5 protein-coding genes are annotated in these 23,641 nt (G+C 64.3%); all 5 read right to left on the reverse strand.

Annotation, left to right across the window (positions count from 1 at the left end):
• Positions 1–5: 5 nt before the first annotated feature.
• Genes CAF79_RS22610 through CAF79_RS22630 form a run of 5 tightly spaced genes read right to left on the reverse strand, consistent with a single transcriptional unit; the run spans position 6 to position 23,100 of the window.
• The gene (locus CAF79_RS22610) at positions 6–212 is read right to left on the reverse strand and encodes an MbtH family NRPS accessory protein (protein WP_085700385.1); all 207 of its coding nucleotides are present in this window, start codon (positions 210–212) and stop codon (positions 6–8) included.
• A complete protein-coding gene (locus tag CAF79_RS22615; protein WP_085700386.1) occupies positions 205–894 on the reverse strand; it encodes a hypothetical protein in 690 nt (229 codons plus the stop codon). Before CAF79_RS22615 ends, CAF79_RS22610 begins: the two co-directional genes overlap by 8 nt.
• Positions 891–9,983: an amino acid adenylation domain-containing protein gene (locus CAF79_RS22620; RefSeq protein WP_371917936.1), complete on the reverse strand. Its 9,093-nt coding sequence runs from the start codon at positions 9,981–9,983 to the stop codon at positions 891–893. Before CAF79_RS22620 ends, CAF79_RS22615 begins: the two co-directional genes overlap by 4 nt.
• Entirely contained in the window at positions 9,983–14,095 is a 4,113-nt protein-coding gene (locus CAF79_RS22625; RefSeq protein WP_085700388.1) for a non-ribosomal peptide synthetase, read from the reverse strand. The genes CAF79_RS22620 and CAF79_RS22625 overlap by 1 nt, the downstream gene beginning before the upstream one ends.
• A complete protein-coding gene (locus CAF79_RS22630) occupies positions 14,092–23,100 on the reverse strand; it encodes a non-ribosomal peptide synthetase (RefSeq protein WP_085700389.1) in 9,009 nt (3,002 codons plus the stop codon). Before CAF79_RS22630 ends, CAF79_RS22625 begins: the two co-directional genes overlap by 4 nt.
• Between the last annotated feature and the right edge of the window lie 541 nt (positions 23,101–23,641).

The following is a 23,641-nucleotide window of genomic DNA, read 5'->3' on the forward strand; positions in this document are numbered from 1 at the left end:
CTTTTTTATTGGAACGACAGCGATGACTGCTCGCGCAGCGAACGCGGGCGCATGTCGATCCAGTGTTCATTGATGTAATCCAGGCAGTCCTGGCGCTCACCGCGCATCCCCGCCTCGCTCCAGCCGCTGGCCATCGGCTTGCCCGCCGGCCACAGGGAATACTGGCCCTGGGCGTTGATCACCACATCGAATTGCAGTTGTGCGTCATTCATGTCGTTCTCCTGTTGAACGGGATTGCAGCGTGGCCAGGCTTCGCTCGAGCCCGGCGACGAGATGGTTGAGTGCGGCATGCCGCTGTTCGTCGCTCGAAGCGCATGCCCCGACGTAGACCCGCACGGTCGACCCACAGACCTGCGCGCAGGTTGCTGCGTCGTCGGCCGCAAAAGCCCGGGCCGAGACCTCGGCGTTGGCGCTGGCATGGGCCTGGGCAAACGCCGTGGCAGCGGCCTCGGTATTCAGTTGGGCGTAGTACTCGGCGAACGCCTCGGCATCGCCGAAGTGCTCGGCAATCATGGCAGTGTTAGCCGGCGCGAGGCCGTAGCTCAGCGCACTGGCGTGGGCCTTGGCGTAAGCCGCGTCGTAGGCATAGGCCTTGCGATACAGCGCCAGCAACACCGGTTTGAGCGTTGCCCGCCATTCGCCCTGACGCCCGATCACGCCGAGCGCCGCTCGCTGGTGCAGGCTTTGCAACGCGAGCAGCGCCTGCTGATGTTCCGGCAAGGCATCGCCGAGCATCGGCATGACGACGTCAGCCTGCCAGAGATGAAACAGCTGAAACGGCACCTGTCCCCGGACTCGGCTCAAGCGCAGACGCAAGGCCTCGTCCGGTTCGACTTCACACAGCACCTTGGTCAGGGTCAGCCACCATTGCGGCATCAAGGTCGGTTCGTTCATGGCGCTGGCTCATCCGTACCGATAACTTCGGCCAACAACCGCGCCCAGCGGCCCGCCACGATGCCGTAGTGATCGGTGTCCAGGGTTTGCCTGCTGCGCAACTGCGGCAGCAAGGCCTGCCAGCTGCGTTGCAGGTCATCCGGATTCCAGGCATTGCCCAGCCCGTAAGGATTGGCGTGCCCGGCGATGAACAGTCGCACTGCTGTTGTTGCCAGCGCCGGCGGCTGGAAGTCGATCATGCTGGTCATGTTGTTGCGGCAGCACACCGTCAACCGTTGCAGATACGCCTGACGTTCCTCGGCCATCCCCTGCCCTTCGACCGCCGGCCAGCGCTGGGCGAACTCGCGCTGGAACACTTGCTCGATGGTCTGTTCGTCGATGCCTGCCAGCTCCGCCCCGGCATCCGGTGCGGGCGGGTCGATCAGGTACAACAACGGCTGCCTGAAGCCCTCAGCCTGAGCCTGATGACACAGCGCCTGCGCCACCCATGCACCGAACGACCAGCCGGCCAGACGCCAAGTGCTGCCGTGCGGAAGATGGGCCTTGATCGCCTCCAGATACCAGAGTCCACGTTCCTCCACGCTGATGTTCGGCAACTGCGGCAGGCGCAGCGCCGGGTCGGCGATCACGCACACGCCCAGTTCCGCCGGCAGCGCCGAGACCAGTTCCCGATAAGCCTGAACATCACCACCCACCGGGTGGATCAGGTACAGCCAATCGCGGCCGGCACCGGCATGCCACTGATCGATCCGCACCGCGTCGTGCCAGCCGTGCAGTGTCACGGCCGCGGCCTCTTCACCCGTGGCGGTCGACACCAGCCCCAGCACCTCGTTCAGGCTGACCTTGTGGCTGAATTGCGACAACTGGAACACCTCGCCGGTGGCTGCCTGCAGTTCGTCGATCAGATCGAGTAGCGTCAACGAATCCGCGCCCAGGTCGTACAGCGAATCGTCATCTTCCAGCTCGGCCACGCCGAGCCACTTGCACAGACACTCACGCAAGCGCGCCGACAGATCCAAGCCCTTCGGCGCCTCGACCTCCGCGGCCACGGCGCCTTGGCGAACCGGATAAAACCGCCGCGCCGTGTCGATGCCGGTGGTGGAGATCAGCAGTTGCGGCAACTGCGTCGCCATCGCCAGATCGAACACCCGGCAGCCCTCTTGCGCCGAGAGACCGACCGTCAGATGCTCCAGATGTGCGGCGTCTCCGCCGTTGCTGGTGGTGGCCATGCCGATGTCGCGCCAGATGTCCCAGTTGATCCCCAGGCGCAGGCAAGCGTCGGCCGGATTCGGGCGATAGTGGGTGAAGCCGTCGAGCACCCCGCTGGCCGCTGCGTAGTCCAGATGCCCCGCGCCGCCGAACAGTGCCGACATTGACGAACAGTACAGAACAAAACCCGGTTTCAGGTGCTCGATCAAAGCCTCGACCGCCAGCATGCCGCGGGTCTTGGCGGCCATCGCCTCGGCCATTTGCCCGGCATCGCGATGACGGATCAGACTGCCCGCCCCCACACCCGCCGCATGAATCACCCCGCTCAGACGACCGTAACGAACCGCCAGTTGATCGAGGACCTGCGGCCAGTGCGCCAGGTCGGCGATATCCGCTTTGATGCAATCGATCCGCGAGTTGTAAGCCGCCAGTGGCTCAGGCAATTGCCCTTGGCGCGAGATCAGCACCACACGGCGTGCGGGTGCCTGGAGCAGGTGTTCGCACAAGGTCCGACCGATGCCACCGGTCCCGCCCAGCACAAGGAACGTTCCATCTTCCGGTAAAAGCGGCGTGGTTGCCGGGCCGGTCAATGGCTGAGGCATCAGGCGTGGCTGCCAGAGATAACCGTCGCGCACCGCCATTCGCCGAGGCAACGATGAAGGATCGGCCAGCAATGCCGCCAGCACTGCGCCTTGGGTTTCGAGGCGCGACGACGGCCAGTCCAGCCAGTGGCAACGCACCGGGTATTCCTGCGGCACCACTTCGGTGATGCCGGCCAGTGCTGCCAACTCGGGACGTTGCACTTCGCCGTCCACCGGGCAGGCCTGCCATGACATCAACCACAAGCGCAGACGGGTCGTGCGCGCGGTCTGCCCCCAGGCCTGCATCAGCGCACTGACCGTATCCAGGCAGGCCCACTGCGCCAGATCCAGCGATTGCTCGGTGACCGCGCCCGACACCGCCAGCGGCAAGGCATGCAGCCAGTCGAGTTCGCCGAGATCAGGTTCAGCAACTTCGGCGAGCAATTGGTTCAGGGCATCAGTGTCCAGAGGATCCAACTCGAAACGGTCCGGACTCAAGCGTTTGAAGCCGTTGCCCGCGCGGACCTGAATCACGCGTCGGTACACGGCGCTCAGGCTCGCGAGCAAGGTCGATTCGGGCGCTTCGTGGCTGCACAGGATCAGCACCTCACGGGATCCGGCCGTAGTTATCCCGCTCAGTCGCCGGGTGCGCACCCACTGACGTTGGTGGAACCAGTCCGCCAGCGGTTGTCGCTCAAGGGCTGGTGCATCAGGTTGAGCAGCTACAGGCGTCTGGAAGCGATACGGCTGAAGATCGAACGACGACGGCGGCAAGTCCCAGGGTGGCGGTGCCGAGCGCTGCGGCCACTGGATATTCGCACCTTCGTACCAGGCGTCGAGCAGTTCCTGCGGCGCTTGATCACGGGCGATCAACTGCGCACCCGAAGCGGTGATTTCCTTGATCGAAGTTGGCTGCAACGGAATCTCATCACCTGCCCGGCAGACCATCGCGAAGCGCCAACGCAGTTGCCGACGACCTGACTGCAAGTGCCGCAACAACGCGGTGTGCTGGCCCGGGTTCGTTTGCAGATATTCGCGAATCGCCGCGATATCGCGCAGCAGTTCCGTTCGGCCATGGGCCGAGATCATCAGCAGCGGCAGTGTTTCCTCGCCCTCTTCCTGCGCCTTGGGCGCAGCGCCGACGATGACATGCGCATTGGTCCCGCCAATCCCGAAACTGCTGACACCGGCCAGCCGACGCCGCCCTTGCGGCCATGGCCGGGACGTGGTCGGCACATAGAACGGCGAATGCTCCAGATCGATCTGCGGGTTGATCCGGCCAAAACCGAGGTTCGGCGGCAGCACGCCATGGAACACCGACAGACTGGCACGAATCAGCCCGACCACCCCCGCCGCCGCGCCCAGATGACCGATCTGGCTCTTCACCGAGGCCAACGCGCAACTGCCGGCCGGCGCATCGCCGAAAGCCTTGGTCAGCGCCGCAACTTCGATCGGATCCCCCAGCAAGGTGCCGGTGCCGTGGGCTTCGATGTAGCCGATGTCGGCACCGCTCAACCCGGCGCGGTTCAAGGCATCGCGGATAACCGCACTCTGCCCGGCCACCGACGGTGCGGTGTAACTCATCTTGGCCCGGCCATCGTTGTTCAACGCCGAGCCTTCGAGCAGCGCGTAGATCCGGTCGCCATCGGCTCGCGCCCTGGCCAGCGGTTTGAGTACCACCACCCCGTAACCACTGGCGCCAAGGGTGCCGCTGGCGTCGTCGCTGAACGGACGGCACAGACCATCGGCGGAAAAGATGTGCTGCGAGCGATGCCGGTAGCCCTCGGTCAGGGTCGGGTCGATCAGCACCCCGGCCGCGAGCATCACGTCACTGTCGCCCTGACGCAGCATCGAACTGGCCAGGTGCACGGCGATCAGCGAACTGCCGCAAGCGGCCTGCACGCTCAGGGCTGGGCCGTTGAGGTCCAGGTGATACGCAGCTTTGGTCGCCAGAAAGTCCTTGTCGTGATGCAGCGCCAGCTGAAAACCATCCGGCAGATCGTCTTCGGCGGTTTCGCGCAGCATCTGCTGGAAGTAGGTGGTTTCGCCGCAACTGGCGATCAGGCCGATGCGCGGGCCATCGGCCGACGGGACGATGGCCGCGTGTTGCAGGGCCTGCACGCACGCCATCAGCAGATGCCGCTGTTGCGGGTCCATCAGGCGCGCTTCCTGGCGGCTGATGCCGAAGTACTCGGGATCGAAATCGAGCATGCCGGCCAGCTGACTGCGGGCGCCGATCAAGCCTTCTTCGGCAGCAAAGTGCTCGATGCCCAACTCATTGCCTTGCACCATCGCCCAGAACTCGGACAGGTTCTGCGCCCCGGCCACATTCACCGACATGCCGATGATCGCCATCGGCTGATGGCCTGCATCGGAAAGCCTTACACGCTCCGCCACCTCCACCGGTGCGGTCGACAGATGCGCCGCCAGACGCCGCACCGTGACGTGTTCGAACAGATCGGCCATCGTCACCTTGTGCGGCAACTCTGCGGCGTAACGCCCATGCAAACGCATCAGACCGAGACTGGTGGCGCCGGCCTCGAAGAAGGTCTGCTCCGGCTCGATGTCACGGCCGATCACAGCCTGGAACAACTCGATCAGTTGTCGTTCCAGCGCGGTCAATTGAACAACCGGTTGTGGCGTGCTGCGCCGCTCCAGCGCCTCGCCAACATTCGCCAAGGCCTTGCGGTCGATCTTGCCGCTGGGGGTGCGTGGCCAGAGGTCGATCCGTCGGTATTCATCGATCCGCACATGGGCCGGCAGCAGACGCGCGACCTGACGATCCAGCAATTGCGAGGTTGCAGGTTCGCCATCGAGTTGCAGCCAGGCGATCAGCCTCGGCGGATCGGCCTGCACCGCCACCACCGCGTTGACCACTTCCGGCACCTGCATCAGCGCCGCCTCGATCTGCCCCAGTTCCAGACGATGGCCGCTGAGTTTGATCTGCTGATCGTCACGTCCCAGGTAATGCAGGCAGTCTTGGGCATCGGCCCACGCCAGATCGCCGGTGCGGTAGTACAAACAGCCATCCGCCAGTTCGACAAACCGCGCAGCGTTCAGCGCAGGATCTGCCAGATAGCAGCGGGCAACCATCGGCCCGGCCACCAGCAGATAGCCGCGACTGCCCATCGGCACCGGACGGTCATGCTCATCGACCAGCAACAGCCGCGCATTACCGACGGCATGGCCGATCGGCGCGCGCAACGGCCAGTCCCGCGCCACGGGCGGCAGGCGCCAGGCGCTGACCACGTGGGTTTCGGTCGGACCGTAGTGGTTGAACAGCGAGGCCTGCGGCATACCACCAAACCAGTCGCGCAAAGCCTCCGTGCAGAGCAATTGCTCGCCGGCCGTGATCACCTCACGCAACGCCGACGGATAAATGCCACGGGCCACCGCGGTTTGCGCCAGATGCTGCAGGGCCACGTACGGCAGGAACAGACGCTCGATCCGCGCCTCGACCATGTAATCCAGCAACGCCTCGGCATCCTGACGCCAGCGCGGTGTGATCAGGTGATAACAACCGCCACCGCACAGGGTGCTGAAAATCTCCTGAAACGACACATCGAACGACAGCATCGAGAACTGCAGGGTTACCGCTTTCGCCGGCAGCTGCCCTTCGCTGCGCTGCCATTGCAGCAGGTTGCACAGGGTGCGCTCCGACACCTGCACACCTTTGGGCGTGCCGGTCGATCCGGAGGTGAACAGCGTGTACAGCGGCCGTTCACCGGCGTGGCGCGGACGCTCGAACGATCCGGCATTGGCGTTCAGATCGACCCGATGCGTGACAAATCGTCCGGCGTTCAGGTCATCCAGCGCGGCCGCTGTCGTGTCGCTGAACAGCACACAATGCGGCTGCGCCTGCTCCAGCACCTGCCGCTGGATCGCCACCGGATAGGCAGGGTCCAGCGGCACGGCGGTCAGGTTGAGTTTGGCCAGCGCCAGCAAGGCGACGATGTGCTCCACCGAGGCATCGAGGAACAGCACGACGTGCAGCGGCGCATTCCCGGTCGGTAAGGGATGACGCTCGACCAGCGTTGCTGCCAGAGCATCGGACAGCGTATTCAATTCGCTGTAGCTGAGGTGCTGCGGGCCTTGAACCAGCGCGACCGCCTGCGGCGTGCAATGCACTTGATGCTCGAACCCGTCCGCCAGTGTGTTGAACGGCAGTGCAATCTTCAGACCTTCGCTGGCCGGTGGCAGGCTGCGTCGATACGGACCGAGCAAATCATCGAGCCTGGCCGCAGGGCTTTCCAGCAACAGATCCAGCCCTCGACGGAACAGCGCACTCACCGCCCGCATCTGTTCGGCATCGAAGTAGTTGCACTGATATTCCCACCAGCATTGCAGTTGCGACCCGCTGCCGACCATCAACAAGGTCAGCGGGCACTTGGCGTGCAACTGCTCGTTGAATTCCAGCGTGGCGCGCAGGTTCGAGTCAGCCAACGCGGCGTAATCGGTGTTTTCCAGCACGAACATGAAATCGAACAAAGAAGGGTTCGACGACAGCCGCAGGTCTTCCACCAGATCCGCCAGCGCCACGTCCTGCAACGCCAGCACTTCGCGCACGGTGGCGGTCTGTTTGCGCAACTGGTCGTTCAGCGTGAATCCGTGTTCAACGGTGGTGGGAATCAACACGGTGTTGGCAAACATGCCGACGGTATCTTCGAACTCCACCAACGGTCGGTTGGACACCGGGCTGGCGATCCGTGGCCGCTCGCACCCGGTCAGGGCGTACAGGCTCCAGGCGAAGACACTGAACAGCACTTCGAAACGGGTCAGTCGTTGTTGGGTGCAAAAGCGTTCGAGGGCTGCGCTTCGGATGGCGCCCAAGGGTTCCCGGTGCAAACGGGCGTCCGGGCTGATTTTGCGCATTGGCATCAGGGCCGGCGACGGTTCTTCCTGACGGCGATGCAACTCGGCGAGTGCGCGGCGCTGGTCACGATAATGCGGATGGACGCTCCACTGGCGTTGCCACTGACCAAACTCCAGCGTCGTCAATCGGGCAGCTGGCGTCGGGCTGTCGTGGCCTTGCAGGATATCGGCATAGAGCTGCACCAGGTCGTCGAACAACAGGTTCACCGACCAGCCATCGACGATGATGTGGTGCAGGTTCAGCAACAGCCGACAGCTGCCATCGGCGAACGGCAACAACCAGGACTGAAACAGGTTCGGGGTGGTCAGCTCGAATGGCGCGGCGAACACCCATTCAGCGAAGGCCTGCCAGTTGTCCTCGGTGAAATGCCCGACCGCGAAGGTGCGACAGGTCGGCCCCTGCTCGGCGATAACCTGATCAAGTCCATCGGCACCGGGCGCAAAAGCCGTGCGCAATCCCGGATGGCGCAGCACCAGACGCCCAACGGCCTCCGCCAGCGCCGCGACATCAACGCCCGCCGCCAGATGCAGAATCAGCGGCACGCTGTAGGCGGTCGAGGTCGGCGAGCGTTGTTGCAACAGCCACAAGCGGCGCTGTTCGGCGGTGGCCGGCAGGCGTTTGGCGCTACTGATCGGAGGCGCCGGCGGGTAGATCGAATCGCAGGTGGTTTGACCGGTCAGTCGTTCGGCCAATGACGAGAAAGGCTCGTTGAGCAACGTGTCGATAGCGATCTCGCGCTGCCAACGAACACGGATTGCCGAACGCAGGCGCATCGCCTTGAGCGAATCGCCGCCGCTGGCCAGCCAGTCGTCCTGCGCACTCAGAGCGGGTTGGCCGAGCAGCGAACGGGCCTGACTCAGTAACCAGTCCAGCGCCGGTGAAGCGCTTTCGTTATCCGTTGCCGTCAAGACTGGATGCCAAGGACTCAACCCTTGGGCCAGCAAGCCGTCGCGGTCGATCTTGCCATTGGCCGTCAGTGGCAGGCGCTCCAGCAGGAACAACTGATGCGGCCGCATATATGGCGCCAGTTGTGCCCGCAGGTGAGTTTCGAACGCGTGATAGTCCAGATCCCCGCGCGGCACGACAAACGCCAGCAGCTGATGATCTTCAGCCGCCAGCCGCCGTGTGCAGACGTACGCCTGCGCCACGCCCGGGTACTCCAGCATGCGTTGCTCCACCTCCCCCGGCTCGATCCGGAAACCACGAATCTTCACCTGTCGGTCGACCCGCCCCAGGTACTCGATCAAGCCTTCGGCATTGCACCGCACCAGATCGCCGGTGCGGTAATGCACCTGCGCACCCCCGTCGAGGTCGGGCAAACGGACGAACTGGCGAGCCGTTTCTTCGGGCCGGTTGCGATAACCTCGGGCGACGCCGCTGCCACTCAAATACAGCTCGCCCACCTCGCCCGCCGGCACCGGCCGTTGTTGCTCATCCAGCACCCACACACCGGTGTCCGGCAGCGCTCGGCCAATGGGCGCCAGGTCACCGGTAAAGTCGCGGCTGATCGGCCAGCACAGCGCAAACGTGGTGCATTCGGTGGGGCCGTAGACGTTATGAATCCGGCACTGGCTCTCTGGATTGGCCCGATACCACGCCCGGACTGCAGCGGCGCTGATCTGCTCGCCACCGATCAACACCTGACGTGCGCTGGCAAAGCACGACGGCCACTCGGCAATCAACGTGTTGAACAGCGACACTGTCATGAACAGGTTGTCGACTTGCGTGCGCTCCAGCACCTCGGCCAGTCGACGCCCGTCCAGCACGTCCTCGTCGGCGATCATCACGCAGCAACCACCGTTGAGCAGCGGCGCCCACAGTTCGAAACTGCACGCATCGAATGCCGGGTTGGACAGGCAGGCAAACCGGTCCGTCGGGTAAATCTCGATATAACCGTCGGTGTGCGCCAGCCGCAGCAGACCGCGCTCGCCCACCTCGACCGCTTTCGGCGTGCCGGTGGTGCCCGAGGTGTAGAACAGGAACACCACCTCGGCAAAGTCTTCAGACAGTGTTTGCGGCGGAGCGTCAGGTTGATCGAGCAAAGTCTCGATGCCGGTTTGCCACAAAGAAGGCGACCAAAGCGGTTCTTCTTCCAGGGTAATCAGGCCGACACACGCCGCATCCGCCAGCATCAACTCCCGACGTTTGCGCGGGCTCGCCCGATCCAGCGGCACCACCACCGCGCCGACTTTCAACGCGCCGAGAATTGCCGCCAGCCACTGCCAGCAGCGCGGCATGCACAACGCCAGCGACTGGCCGGGTTCGACACCCCGTGCCAGCAATCCTCGGGCAATGCGTTCGCTGGCGCTGGCCAGTTCGGCATAGGTCAGCGTGAGCGACTGGTCGATCACTGCCGGGGCTTGCGGATTATTTCGCACGTGCTCGGCAAAACGCGCGAGCAACGGCATGTCTTTGGGCGCACTCATCATTTCGTCTCCTGCGCGTCGAAGCGTTGCAGCTCCCGACGGATGATTTGCGAGACCCGATGGATTTCCGCGCTTTCGAGCATGTCCCAGTGCCCGCCGCTGACCAGCTTCGCCAGATAGCCGCTGCCCGAGCGGCGGCGCCAGAACCCGCGCAGTTCGTGCAACTGATGGCGGCTGAAATCTTCCCGCGCCTGAATCAGCACCACGCGACCGGCGCGCGGCGCGCACTCATAGGCGGCCATGGCCAAACGGTTGTGGTTGTAGATGTTGAAGTAGCGTTCGACCTGGGCGTCTTCGATGCCGGGGTACATGCCGTTGAAGCGCACCAGTTTGTCGCGGAACTCGGCCATGTCCACGGTGCCGATCTGTTCACGGAAACCAGGGTCGTCGCTGCCCTGGGTGTCGAGCAGCACCACGGTCACCTGCCGATGCCCCGCCGCCGTCAACCGCCGCGCCATTTCATAGGCCACCAGCCCGCCGAACGAAAGCCCGGTGAGGATCAGCGGTTGCTGCGTCAGCGGTTCGATCTGGCGCAAGTAGGCCTCGGCCATCGCCTCGACCGTCGGTTCGGTACTCTCCCCCGGATTGAGCCCCGGCGATTGCATCCCGTACACGCCGGTTTCATCCGGCAGCACCTTGGCCAGCGACAGGTAACAGAACGCCGTACCGCCCGCCGGGTGAACGCACACCACGTTGTGCTGGCCGCTGCCGCGCCGGAATTCGATCAGGTTGCTCTGGGTCAGCGCCGGATTGGCGCCAACCCGCAACCAGCCACCCAGCGCCTCGATGGTCGGGTAGCTGAGCACCACGCGCACCGGCACTTCGACCGCGAACTGCCGGCTGATTTCATGGGCCATTTTGATCGCGGCGATCGAGGTGCCGCCGACATTGAAGAAGTTGTCGCGAATGCCGATCTGCGGCGCCAGCAACAGGCTTTTCCAGATCTGGTACAGCGCCAGCTCGATGTGGTCGCGCGGGCTGCTCAGGTTGACCTGACGGTTGACCATTTCTTCATCCGCCAACGCTGTCAGCGCAGGGCGATCAACCTTGCCGTTGGCGGTCAGCGGTAGCGCGTCCAGCCACAGATAGCTGCCGGGGATCACCGCTCTGGGCAGGGTTGTCGCCAGATGGGCGTGCACCGCCGCTTCGTCAACGGGCTCGGCCACCACGCAACAAGCCACCAGCCGCTGGTCCTGCGCCGCTTCACCGACCATCAACACCACCGCGCTGCGAATGCCGGGAAACGCTTCGAGCCGGGCTTCGATCTCGCCCAGTTCCAGGCGCACGCCGCGCAACTTGACCTGAAAATCGTTGCGACCGAGAAACTCCAGCTGGCCGTCCGGGCGATAACGCGCCAGATCGCCGCTGCGATAGAGCCGATCACCTGATACAAACGGGTTGTCGATAAAGCGCTCGGCACTCAGTTGCGCCAGCCCCAGATAACCCCGGGCCACGCCCACGCCGCCAATATGCAGATGCCCGGTCACGCCCACCGGCACCGGCTCGTCGCGATCATCGAGCACGTAAAAGCGATTGTTGGAAATTGGCCGACCGATCGGCAGTTGCCGGGCCGGCACGTCGGCGCCGGGCTCAAGGGTCCAGATGCTGTTGATCACCGTGGTTTCGGTCGGGCCGTAGACATTGTGCAACCGCGCATGGGGCAGACGCTCCTGGAAGCGCCGGGCCAGAGCCGGCGGCAGTTCACCGCCGCCACTGAACACATCGGTCAGCGACGCACACTGACTGACCTCGTCGACCTCCAGAAACAGTTGCAACATCGCCGGCACGAACACCAGCGCCGTGACCTGCTGCTCGCGCACCTCGCGCGCCAGATACGCCGGCTCGTAATGCCCGCCGGGCCGCGCGATCACCAGTCGTCCGCCGGTTGCCAGCGGCCAGAAGGTCTCCCACGCCGAGGCGTCGAAACCGAACGGGATCTTGTGCAGCATCGCCCCCGCTTCGCCGCAGACCTGCAAGCACCACAGCAGCAGGTTGCTCAAGCCACGATGCGCGACCATCGCGCCCTTGGGCAACCCAGTGGTGCCGGAGGTGTAGATCACGTAGGCGAGATGGTCAGGGGTGACGCCAACATTGCGTGGGTCGAGATTGTCCGCCGGCAACGACGCCCAGCTCGCGGCATCTTGTTCGAGGTCGAGGATCGGCGCTTCCCAGGTCGAGCCTTGCACGGCCTGACGCAAAATCCCCTGCGCCGAACCGAACGTCAGCAGCACCGCCGGGGTGCTGTCGCCGAGCATATGGCTCAGGCGTCCCAGCGGATAATCCGGATCCAGCGGCACGTAGGCGCCACCGGCCTTGAGCACCGCCAGCAGCGCCACCGGCAACTCAAGCGAACGCTCGATGCACACCGCCACGCGCACATCCGGGCCGACGCCCAACGTGCGCAAATGCCGCGCCAGTCGGTTGGCCCTGGCATTGAGTTCGGCGTAGCTCAGGGCTTCTCCCTCGAATACCACCGCGCAAGCCTGAGGGTTGCTCGCGGCCTGCGCTTCGACCAGTTGATGCACGCAGGGCGCCGCTTGCGTCAGTGGCGCGGCGCGGTTGAAGTCGACCAGCACTTGCTGGCGCTCCGCCTCGTTCATCAACGGCAAGGTATTGATCGGTTGCTTGGCGTCGGCGGCGATCTGTTCGAGCAGATGACGGTAGTGCCCGCTCAGGCGCTCGATGGTCGCAACGTCGTAGAGGTCGGTGTTGTATTCCACCAGCAAGTCCAGCCGCCCTGCCCGCTCGACCCATTCGAATGCCAGATCGAACTTGGCCGTGGCGCTAGTGGTGCCGAACGGCGCCAGTTCCAGCTCGGGCATCGACACCGCGTTGCCCGGCGTGTTCTGCAGCACCAGCATCACCTGGAACAACGGTGAATGACCGGGGTCGCGCTGCGGGTTGACCGCTTCGACCACGCGGTCGAACGGCACGTCCTGATGGGCATGGACGTCGAGCATCTGGCCACGCACTTCGCGCAGCAGTTCGGCGAAGGTCTGCTGCGGATTCAGGCGCTGACGCAGCACCAGCGTGTTGACGAAGTGACCGATCAGCGGCTCGACTTCCGGGCGATTGCGGTTGGCGAACGGCGTGCCGATGCACAGATCCTGCTGACCGCTGTGGCGCCACAACAACACCGCCAAAGCGCCGAGCAGCACGTTGAACAGCGTGCCCTGGGTCTGCCGGGCCAGCGCCGTGAGTTCGCGCAAGGTGCCGCCATCGACCGAGGAGCTGAAAGTGGCGCCGACATAACGCTGCACCAACGGCCGCGGCCGGTCGGCGGGCAAGGTCGACAACAGCGGCGCGTCGTCCAGGTTGCGCCGCCAGTAATCGAGCTGAGCGTCCAGCACCGCACCGCCCACACGTTGTTGCTGCCAGCAGGCATAGTCGGCGTACTGCACCGGCAGCGGCGCAAGTGACGGGGTTTCGCCCCGCACATAATCGCCGTACAACGTGGCCACCTCCTGCAGGATCACGCCCATCGACCAGCCGTCGGCGATGATGTGATGCACGCTGTACAGCCACAGATGCTCGTCGTCGGCCACGCGCAGTAGCGACGCCCGCAGCAAGGGTCCGGTGGCCAGATCGAACGGCGCCCGGGCGTCCTGTTCGACGGCGAATCGCACTTGCTGCTCGCGCTCTTTGCCAGGCAACTGGCGCAAATCCGTCACCGACAACGACAGCGGCATCGACGGATGCACCACCTGACGCGGTTCACCGTCGACCTTGCAAAACGTCGTGCGCAGGACTTCGTGGCGGGCAACCAGTTCATTCAACGCTCGTTCCAGCCGGGCGACGTCCAACTGCCCTTTGAGCGTCACCGCCGTGGGCACGTTGTAGAACGGGTTGCCAGGTTCCAGTTGATCGAGAAACCACAGTTGCCGCTGCGAAAACGACAGCGGCCAGGACGCGTGTTCGCCGGTGCGACGGGGAATCGCCGCGTCAGCGTGCCCGCCGAGCAAGGCGATCAGTTCCTGTTTGTGGCGCTTGAGCGCCTGGGTCAGCTCTTCGGTGAGAAACCCGCGCGGCGCCTTGCAGCGCAGCCTGTCACCGTCCACTTCGAGCGCCACGCCATGGCGAGCGAACAACGCCAGCAATTGATCGGCATTCATACTTCGAACTCCTCCATGTCTTCGTCGTCCAGGCTGGCGCTCACAGGCTCGATGGCAAACGCCTCGACCGGCGCGCGGTGCTGTTCATCGGCCGTGCGCAGCCCGCCGATCATCGAGTAGATCAATTCATGACTCGGCCCGAGGTCGAACAGCGCCGTCAGTTGCTGCTCCTCGACCGAGCCGATGCCGCACAGACCCAGACCGTGTTCGACGGCGGTCATGCTCAGCAACTGGGCCATGGCGCCGCTTTCGATGTGGCAGAAGTCGCGGCTGCGCTCGCCATACAGCGGCCGGATCGCGGCCATGTCGGCGATGAAGAACAGCGAGAACGCGGCGTTCTCGTACACCGGACGGTTGACGAAATAGTCGTAGGTGTCCGGGTCGAGCAATCCACTCTCGAGCGCCAGCAAACGATGCTGGCGCGGATCGTAGTAATACGCACCACCGGGCACACCGAGCACGCGATCCGCCTTGACGTAGAGGTAGGCCTGAATCGGGTACAGGCCGCCCGCCGACGGGAACTGGTATTTCACCTCACCGTCGAGTTGTCCTTGGGCCAGCGCTGCCAGCACGTGCGCGAAGGCCTGGGTGGCGATCGGTTGCCGATCGTATTGACGCACCGAGCGGTAATCGCTCAGACGCCGGGCGAAAGCCGGGTCTTGCGGCAGATCCAGCGCCAGCGCCGGCAGGGTTCGAACAAACTCACGGCGACCGCGCTGCTCAGCCTTGAACTGCGCACGCTGCTGGGGATCTTCGATGATGTCCTGCACGGGCTCCGGCGTCTGCTGCACGTTGCCGAGCAGTTCCTGACGCGCGCGGTTCTGGCGATACATGCCGAGCAAATGCAGCAACGTCGGCTGGGCCAGCAGTTGCGCCACATGCGGGCGGAACTGCAAGGCACCGGACAAGGCGTTGCTGATCCGGACGATATCGATCGACGTTGCGCCGAGGTTCAGCAGGTTGGCGTTGGCGGCGATGGATTCGCGCTTGAGTACGCCCTGCACGATTTCCACCAGCCGCTGTTCCTGCGGGCCCTCGACTTCCAGCGCCGGCCCCTGCTGCTCGATCTGCTCAGGTTCGGGCAGGCGTTTCTTGTCGACCTTGCCGTTGGACGACAACGGCCAGGCCTCGACGAAGGTGAACGACGCCGGAATCATGTAGGCCGGCAGTTTGTCGCTCAGGTACGTGCTGAAATCGCTGGCCTGCAACGCCGGATCGGCCTTGAGTACATAACCCGCCAGGCGCTTCTCGCCCAGCGTGCTGCCGAGAATCCGCACCACCGCGCTCTGCACGCCGGGATGGCGATTGAGCGCGGCTTCGATCTCGCCCAGTTCGATGCGATAGCCCTGCACCTTGACCTGGTTGTCTTCGCGGCCGAGGAATTCGATGTTGCCGTCCGGCAGCAAGCGCCCCAGGTCGCCGGTGCGGTACAGCCGCTCGCCAGTCAGTGGATGGGCGAAGAAACTGCCCGCGCTGAGTTTTTCATCGCGCCAGTAACCTTTCGCCAGACCGATACCACCGATGTACAGCTGCCCGGCGACCCAGGTCGGGCGCACTTGCAGCGCGTCATCCAGCACGTAGAAGCGCTGATGATCGAGGGCCTTGCCGTAGGGGATGCTGCGCCAGGCCGGGTCGACATGCTGCACCGGATAGCAGATCGACCAGATCGACGCTTCGGTGGCGCCGCCCAGGCTGATCAACTGCAAGTCCGGCTGCAAGGCCCAGGCCCGCTCGGGCAGGGTCAATGGAATCCAGTCGCCGGACAGCATCGCCACGCGCAGGCTGACGGGCAACGCACCACCCTCGCCCTCTGCGTACTCGACCAGCATGCCAAGCAACGCCGGCACCGAGTTCCACAGGCTGACTTGATGACGCTTGATCAATTGCAGCCAGTGCACCGGATCGAGAGTCAGTTGCGGGTCGAGGATGACCACCGCAGCACCCACGGCCAGCGTGCCGAAGAAGTCATAGACCGAAAGATCGAAACTCAGCGACGAGATCGCCAATACGCGGTCGTTCGGGCCGACGGCAAAGCGCCGGTTGATGTCGAGCAGCGTGTTGACCGCACCGCGATGATCGATCACCACACCTTTCGGCTGACCGGTGGAGCCGGAGGTGTAGATCACGTAGGCGAGGTCGCTCTCGCTCACCTGCACCGGTTGCAGCGCCAGCACATCGTTTGAGACTGCATCCGTCACGGCAATGGCCGTGATCTGCGCCGGCCATTCAATTTGGTCGAGCAGCGCCGGTTGGGTCAGGGCCAGACTCGCCTCGGCCCGCTCCAGAATATGCCGCAATCGTTCCGCTGGCTGGGTCGGTTCGATCGGCAGGTAGGCACCGCCGGCGTACAGAATCGCCAAAGTCGCAACCACTTGCTCCCAGCCGCGCTCCATCACCACCGCGACCAACCGGTTCGGCACCACGCCCTGCGCTTGCAGCCGGGCGCCGAGTTGCCGGGCCTCGTTGCGCAACTGTGCGTAGGTCAGCTGCCGTGCGCCGATCACCGCCAGTGCATCCGGCGTGGCGAGGGCCTGACGTTCGAACAATTCGTGCATCAGTGGCAGCATTTGCTGATTGTCGACCGGCGCCGGCAACTGCGCCTGCGGCAACAGTCGAGGCGTGTTTGCGCCCCAGGCTGTCGGCTCGCAAAGGCTGTCGAGCAGCGCGTTATAGGCGACGAACATCTGCTCGATCATGCCTTGCGGGAACAGCTCGTCGATGCTGTCCCAGTTGAATAACAGGCGTCCTTCCAGCTCCAGCAAGGTGTGGTCGAGCCAAACCTGTGGGGTCTGGGTGATGCTGTGCATGTGTTTGGCATTCAATGCGTCAGCCAGGTTGAATTCGGCCAATTCCGGCGCCGCCTCGGACAGCGTGCTGTTGAACACGATCGGCATCGCCGTCTGCTGCACACCCCGTGCCTGGGACAATTCGCGCAGCACCCGCACGCCGCTGACCACCGAATGGTCGATTTCGCGCCACAGCTGCGCCTGCACGGCGCGGGCCTTGTCGGTGAAACTGAGCGCCCCGTCGATACCGACTTCCAGCAGCACCAGCGAAGTGAAGTCGCCGATGATTTCATCGACATCCGGGTGCAACGGCATGCGGTTGAACAATGGCAGGCTCAGGGTGAAGCGCGGTGTGCGGCTCCACAGCGCCAGCACTTCGCTGAACGCAGTCAGGAGCATCACCGACGGCGTCACCGCAAACTGTTTGGCCACGGCTTTGAGTTGCGCCCACTGCGCCGCCGACATGTCGCGGTCACGGCGAGTAAAGTGCGGGTTGGCGATGCTTTCGGGCTGGCGCACCAGCGGCAGGTCCGGCGCCGGGGCCAGAGTGGTTACCCGTTCACGCCAGTAGCCCAGTGCCTGCTCGTAGCGGCGACCGTTGCGCAGCTGTTGTTCGGCCAGCACGTAGTCGCGGAAAGTCAGGCCCGGTTCGGCCAGTTCCAGCGCCGGATCGACGTAGAACGCCATCAGTTCGCGGGCGAGAATCTGCGTGCTCGCGGCGTCGACGATCAGCGCGTCGAGGCTGATGTGCAAATGGGTGATGCCGTCATCCAGCAACGACAGGCTGAACTCGAACAGCGGCCAGCAACTGGCATCCAGCACCTGATGGGACTGGCGTTCGCGGGTCGCTTCCAGCGTGCGCTGCGCCACATCGGCGGGTAAACCGCGCAGATCGCTGCGAGGCATGCGATAGGTCGGCACCTGCGTCAGCACTTGTTGCGTACCGTCGCTGAGGAAGATCACGCGCAGCATGTCGTGGCGCTGGATCATGCGGTTCAGCGCCAGCTCGAAACGTTCGGCGTCGAACCCGGGAATGCGTAGCTCTTCGTAGCCGTGAGCGCTGACACCGCCAAGGCTGACCGTGGTCTCGCGACCGAACCAGTACGCTTGCTGGATATCGGTCAGGGGGAACGGTTCATGTCGATTAGCACGATCCGGCCCGATCTGGATGAACGCCGGTTCGACGCTCTGATCATCACGCGAGACCTGCGCCGCCAGATCCATCAATACGGGCGTCTGGAACAGACTGCTCAGGGACAGTTGCGCGCCCATCCGCTGGTTGATCGCGTAGATCATCCGCGTCGCCAGCAGCGAGTGGCCGCCGAGGTCGAAGAAGTTGTCGTGGATGCCCACCCGCTCGCACTTGAGCACCTCGGCCCAGATCTCGGCCATCTGCCGTTCAGTGTCGTTGCGCGGCGCTTCGTAAGTCGCCCCGGCACTGCGTTCCGGCGCCGGCAGCGCTTGGCGGTCGAGCTTGCCGTTACGGGTCAGCGGCAGTTGCGAGAGCCGCACCCAGGCGCTCGGGATCATGTGTTCGGGCAACTGGCGTTGCAGTTCGCCACGCAAGAATTCACTCGTTGCGGTGCCGACCACGTAGGCCACCAGACGCTTGTCCCCGGCGACGTCTTCACGCAGCAGCACGGCGGCTTCCTGCACGCCGGGCTGCTGGTGCAACAGGCTGTCGATCTCGCCGAGTTCGATGCGAAAGCCGCGCAGTTTCACCTGTTGGTCGATGCGTCCCAGGTATTGCACGTTGCCGTCGGCCAGGAATTTCGCGAGGTCGCCGCTGCGGTACATCCGCGCGCCCGGCTCGGCACTGAACGGATCCGGCAGAAAGCGTTCGGCGGTCAGGTCCGGGCGGTTCAGATAGCCACGGGCCAGACAGGCGCCGGCGATGTACAACTCGCCCGCGACGCCGACCGGAACCGGATTCAAGTGCTCGTCCAGCACGTACAGCCGCGCGTTGGCGATGGGCCGTCCGATGGGCGGCGCGTCCGGCCAGGAATCGGCCTCGTTGCACTCAAGGCTGAACTGGCTGACCACATGGGTTTCGGTCGGCCCGTACTGGTTGTGCAACCGAGCACCGCCCAGTCCACGGACAAACCCGCGCAGCTCGTCATTGATTTGCAGGGCTTCACCGGCGGTGATGATCTCGCAACCGCCGGCCGGCGTCGGCGCATCGGGCTCTGTCAGACCGGCGAGTTGCTGCAACACGGCGAACGGCAGGAACGCGCGCTGCACGCCTTCGGCCACCAGCGTCGGACGCAGCGCGGCGAGGTCCTTGCGGCTGGCTTCAGTCATCAGCAACAGGCTGCCTCCCTGGCAGAGCGTGCTGCAGATTTCCTGGAACGAGACGTCGAAGTTCAGCGAGGCGAACTGCAGCACACGCTGCGGTGCCGTGGCCTGATCGAGTTGCCAGGCAATCAGGTTGTCCAGCGCGCGACGGCTGTGGGCCACGCCTTTCGGGCGTCCGGTGGAGCCGGAGGTGTAGAGCACGTAGCCGAGGTGTTCCGGGCTTACCGTGACTTGCGGATCATCCGTTGGGAGTTGCGCCCATTGCGAGGCGTCAGTGTCCAGGCAGCAGATTTTCGCCTCGTTCGCCGGCAGCCCGGCCATCAGGCTCGATTGCGTCAGCAACAGGGTCGGCGCGGCATCGCTGAACATGAACGCCAGACGCTCGCTCGGGTAAGCCGGGTCGAACGGCACGTACGCCGCGCCGGCCTTGAGGATCGCCAACAGGCCGATGACCATGTGCGGCGAGCGCTCCAGACACAAACCGACGCGATGCTCGGGGCCGACGCCTTGTTCGATCAGGTAATGCGCGAGGCGATTGGCCGCGCGATTCAGTTCGCCATAGCTCAGTTGTTCGCGGTCGGCGAGCAGCGCCACGGCGTCGGGCGTTTGCCGGGCCAGGGCTTCAAAGCGCTCAACGCAACCGGGCAACGACGCGGTATTGCGCGCGGTGCGGTTCCAGTCATGAACGATTTGCTGGTGTTGCTCGGCGCTCAGCAGCTTGATCCCCGCCAGCGACTGTTGGCTGTCCTCGACCATTTGCGTCAGCACCCGACGCAGGTACTCGCCGAACTGCTCGACGGTGCGGCGCTCGAACAGGCCCGAGGCATATTCCAGACCACCGACGATCTGCCCGTCGCGCTCACTGAGCGCCAGTTGCAGATCGAACTTGGCCACCTGATGGCTGCTCTCGATCGGTGTAACGTCCAGCCCGCTCAGCAACAGGTCGGAATCCTGATCCTGCTCCCAGGCGAACAGCACCTGAAACAGCGGACTGTGGGCCAGACTGCGCGGCGGGTTGAGCAATTCCACCACTTGCTCGAACGGCAGGTCCTGATGCTCCTGAGCGTCCAGCGCCACTCGCCGCGCCTGTTGCAGCCATTGCGCCACCGACGGCGTACCTGACTGCGTCATGCGCAGCGCGAGGGTGTTGACGAAGAAACCGATCAGCCCTTCCAGCTCCTGCTGCGGACGGTTGGCCGATGGCACGCCGATCACCACATCGTTTTGTCCCGACAGGCGCGACAACAGCAGCGAAAAACCAGCCAGCAAATTCATGAACAGCGTGGTGCCTTGCTGCATGCCCAGGGCTTTCAATCGCCCGGTCAACGCTTCGTCGAAGGCCAGTGGAACGAAGCCGCCGAGATAATCCTGCACGGGCGGACGCTTGTGATCGGTCGGCAGCTCCAGCAGCACCGGCGCGCCGGTGAGGGTTTCGCGCCAGTAACGACTCTGCTGCTCCAGTACCTCGCCGGACAGCCACTGCTTTTGCCACACCGCGTAATCCACGTACTGCACCGGCAATGGCGGCAGCGGATCGTCGCGATCCAGCAGCGCCGCTGCGTACAGCTGGCCCAGCTCTCGGGTGAGCACGCCCATCGACCAGCCATCCGAGATGATGTGATGTTGGGTCAGCAGTAACACATGGTCATCCGCCGCCAATCGCAGCAGGCTGACCCGCATCAACGGGCCATGGCTCAGGTCGAACGGTCGACTGCCCTCCTCGTCGATCAAGCGGGTCAGGCGCTCTTGCGCATCGAGGCCCTGCACGTCAGTCACCGTCAGCCGGATGCTGTGCGCTGGCGGCGACACCCGTTGACGCCCTTCCCCCTCAACGGCGATGAACGTCGTGCGCAGCGCAGCATGGCGCGCCACCAGCTGATTGAAGCTGCGTTCGAGTGCCGCCACGTCCAGCGCACCACGCAGACGCAGGTTCAGCGGCATGTGATACGCCGCGTTGCCTCCCTCCATTTGTGCCAGAAACCACAGGCGTTGCTGGGCAGACGACAACGTTTGCGCGCCCACGCGTTCAAGGCTTGTGATCGCTGGACGAGCCGCAGCCTGACTGGCTTGCAGCCGTTCGGCGAACTGCGCCAGAACCGGTGCAGCAAACAACGTCGAAGGCGCGACTTCCAGCCCCAGCGAATGACGAACCTGCGCCAGCACGCGCATCACCAGCAGCGAGTGACCGCCGAGGGCGAAGAACTGATCCTGTCGCCCGACCCGCTCGACGCCGAGCACGTAGGCCCAGATCGCGGCGAGCGCAGTTTCCAGCGATCCTTGAGGCGCCTGGTATTCCTGCTGATCAAACGCCTCGACGTCCGGCGCTGGCAGACCGGGCCGATCAACCTTGCCGTTGGCGGTCAGCGGCAGCTTGTCGAGCCGCACGAACGCGGTCGGCACCATGTAGTCCGGCAGGCTTTTGTGCAGCTGTTCACGCAGTGAACGCGGGCTCAGCGCTGTGTCTGGCTTTTCGCAGTAATAGGCAACCAGACGTGGTTCACCGGGACTGTCCTGGCGCAGCAGCACTACGCTGTCGCGCACGCCCGGAATATCCGCCAGTCGCGTTTCGATTTCCCCCAGCTCCAGACGCAGGCCACGCAACTTGGCCTGGGAATCGTTGCGGCCAAGGAATTCCAGATGCCCGTCAGTCCGATACCGCGCCATATCCCCGGTGCGGTAAAGGCGTTCGCCCGCCACGAATGGACTGTCGATGAAACGTTCGGCAGTCAGTTGCGGCCGGTTCAGATAACCGCGCGCCACACCGACGCCACCGATGTACAACTCGCCCGCGACGCCCTCGGCAACCGGTGTGCCGTCAGCGTCGAGCAGATAAATCCGGGTGTTGGGCAGTGCCCGGCCGATGGGCAGCACCGCGTCGATCTGGCTGTTTTCGGTGAATTCAAAGCAGGTGCTGTCGATGCTCGCTTCGGTCACGCCATAGGCCTGGACGATCTGCACCCGATCACCGCAAAGCCTGCGCAATTGCCGCGCGCTGTGGGCGGTCCAGATGTCGGAGCCGCAGATCACGGTGCGCAGGAACGACAAGTCATGGCCGGTCTCTTCGACCCACGCCAGCAGCGGATTGAGCAGTGCCGGCACGAAGTCGGCAAAGCCGATCTGCGCCTCGCGCATCAGGCGATACAGGGCCGGAGGGTCCATCAGAGTGTCCCGTGGGCAGAGCACCAGCGTGCCGCCAAAACCCAGCGAACGGATCAGGTCCGCGCTGAACACGTCGAAGGAAAAACCGGCCATTTGCAGGTGGTTGATCGGCCCGCCCAAGCCATAGAGCTGCGCCCAATCGGCGCTCACGGCGACCAGCCCGCGATGCTCGACCATCACGCCTTTCGGGGTGCCGGTGGAGCCGGAGGTGTAGATCACGTAAGCCAGGTGTCGGGGTGTCAGGCCGATAGCGTGAGGATCGAGGTTGTCTGCCGGGAGCGAAGACCAATCAGAGTCGTCGGCCAGATCCAATATCGCGGGGGCAGTCGCCGACTGTTCGAGCGCCGCCCGCAATGCCTCGCGCGCCAAGCCATGGGTCAGCACCACCGGCGGTGCGCTGTCGACCAGCATGTGCGCCAGCCGCGCCTGCGGATACGCCGGGTCCAGCGGCACATAGGCGCCGCCGGCCTTGAGCACGGCGAGTACGCCGACCAACATCTCCAGCGAACGCTCCAGACACAGCCCGACTCGCACGTCCGGTCCGACCCCAAGGTTGCGCAAGTGATGGGCCAGCCGATTGGCGCGGGTGTTCAGTTCACGGTAACTGAGCGCTTGCTCCTGCCAGCGTGCAGCGATGGCCTCGGGGTTGCGCAGCACCTGCGTCTCAAACAGACCGTGCACGCACAGGTCTGCATCGAACGGTTTCAACGAGGAAAAGTCGGGCTGCGCGGGATTCGTCCCACGCAAGGAAGTGTTGTCGAGCATCGGAGATACCGTCCGTGACTACATTATTTTTGTGATCAGGCAGAGACAGCACGCGCCCTGCCGGTCAGGCCCCGGCATCAGGTGCCGGCACGGTCATTCGAATTCAGGAGGATGGCGCGGCGCGCGCGTGCAGACTCGCGTTGAACGCGGGCACACGCAGAAAATCGGGGGGAGACAGGCTGGAGAAGAACGCCGCCGCGCGGTCGGCGCAGGCAACTGGAAAGTGGGCCGAATCATTGGCGACAGATGTCGCCCCGTTCATTGCATCGACAATTGCAAACCGCGTGACCAATTGAAACCTCGACTTCCATTTGAGGGTCAACGACGAGGAACAACCTGCGCGGGGATGACAGCGCCAGGGTGGTCCCGATCGGCTGCGACTGCCGGGTCTGTAGACGCACGGCAATCTTCTGGCGCCGGGTTTATGACCCGAAGCGCCGGCGGATAATAACCACGTTTTTTGCTGGTGAGGCAAACAAAATGTAGGAATTCGACGAAATAAATATCAGCTGTTTCCTACACCCCTGTGACGATGGCAAAG

Source organism: Pseudomonas sp. B26(2017) (genome assembly GCF_002113045.1).
Classification (GTDB): domain Bacteria; phylum Pseudomonadota; class Gammaproteobacteria; order Pseudomonadales; family Pseudomonadaceae; genus Aquipseudomonas.

Coding starts and splice junctions, on each gene's coding strand:
- CAF79_RS22630 (WP_085700389.1), bottom strand. CDS start 23,100: ATGCTCGACAACACTTCCTTGCGTGGGACGAATCCCGCGCAGCCCGAC.
- CAF79_RS22615 (WP_085700386.1), bottom strand. CDS start 894: ATGAACGAACCGACCTTGATGCCGCAATGGTGGCTGACCCTGACCAAG.
- CAF79_RS22610 (WP_085700385.1), bottom strand. CDS start 212: ATGAATGACGCACAACTGCAATTCGATGTGGTGATCAACGCCCAGGGC.
- CAF79_RS22620 (WP_371917936.1), bottom strand. CDS start 9,983: ATGAGTGCGCCCAAAGACATGCCGTTGCTCGCGCGTTTTGCCGAGCAC.
- CAF79_RS22625 (WP_085700388.1), bottom strand. CDS start 14,095: ATGAATGCCGATCAATTGCTGGCGTTGTTCGCTCGCCATGGCGTGGCG.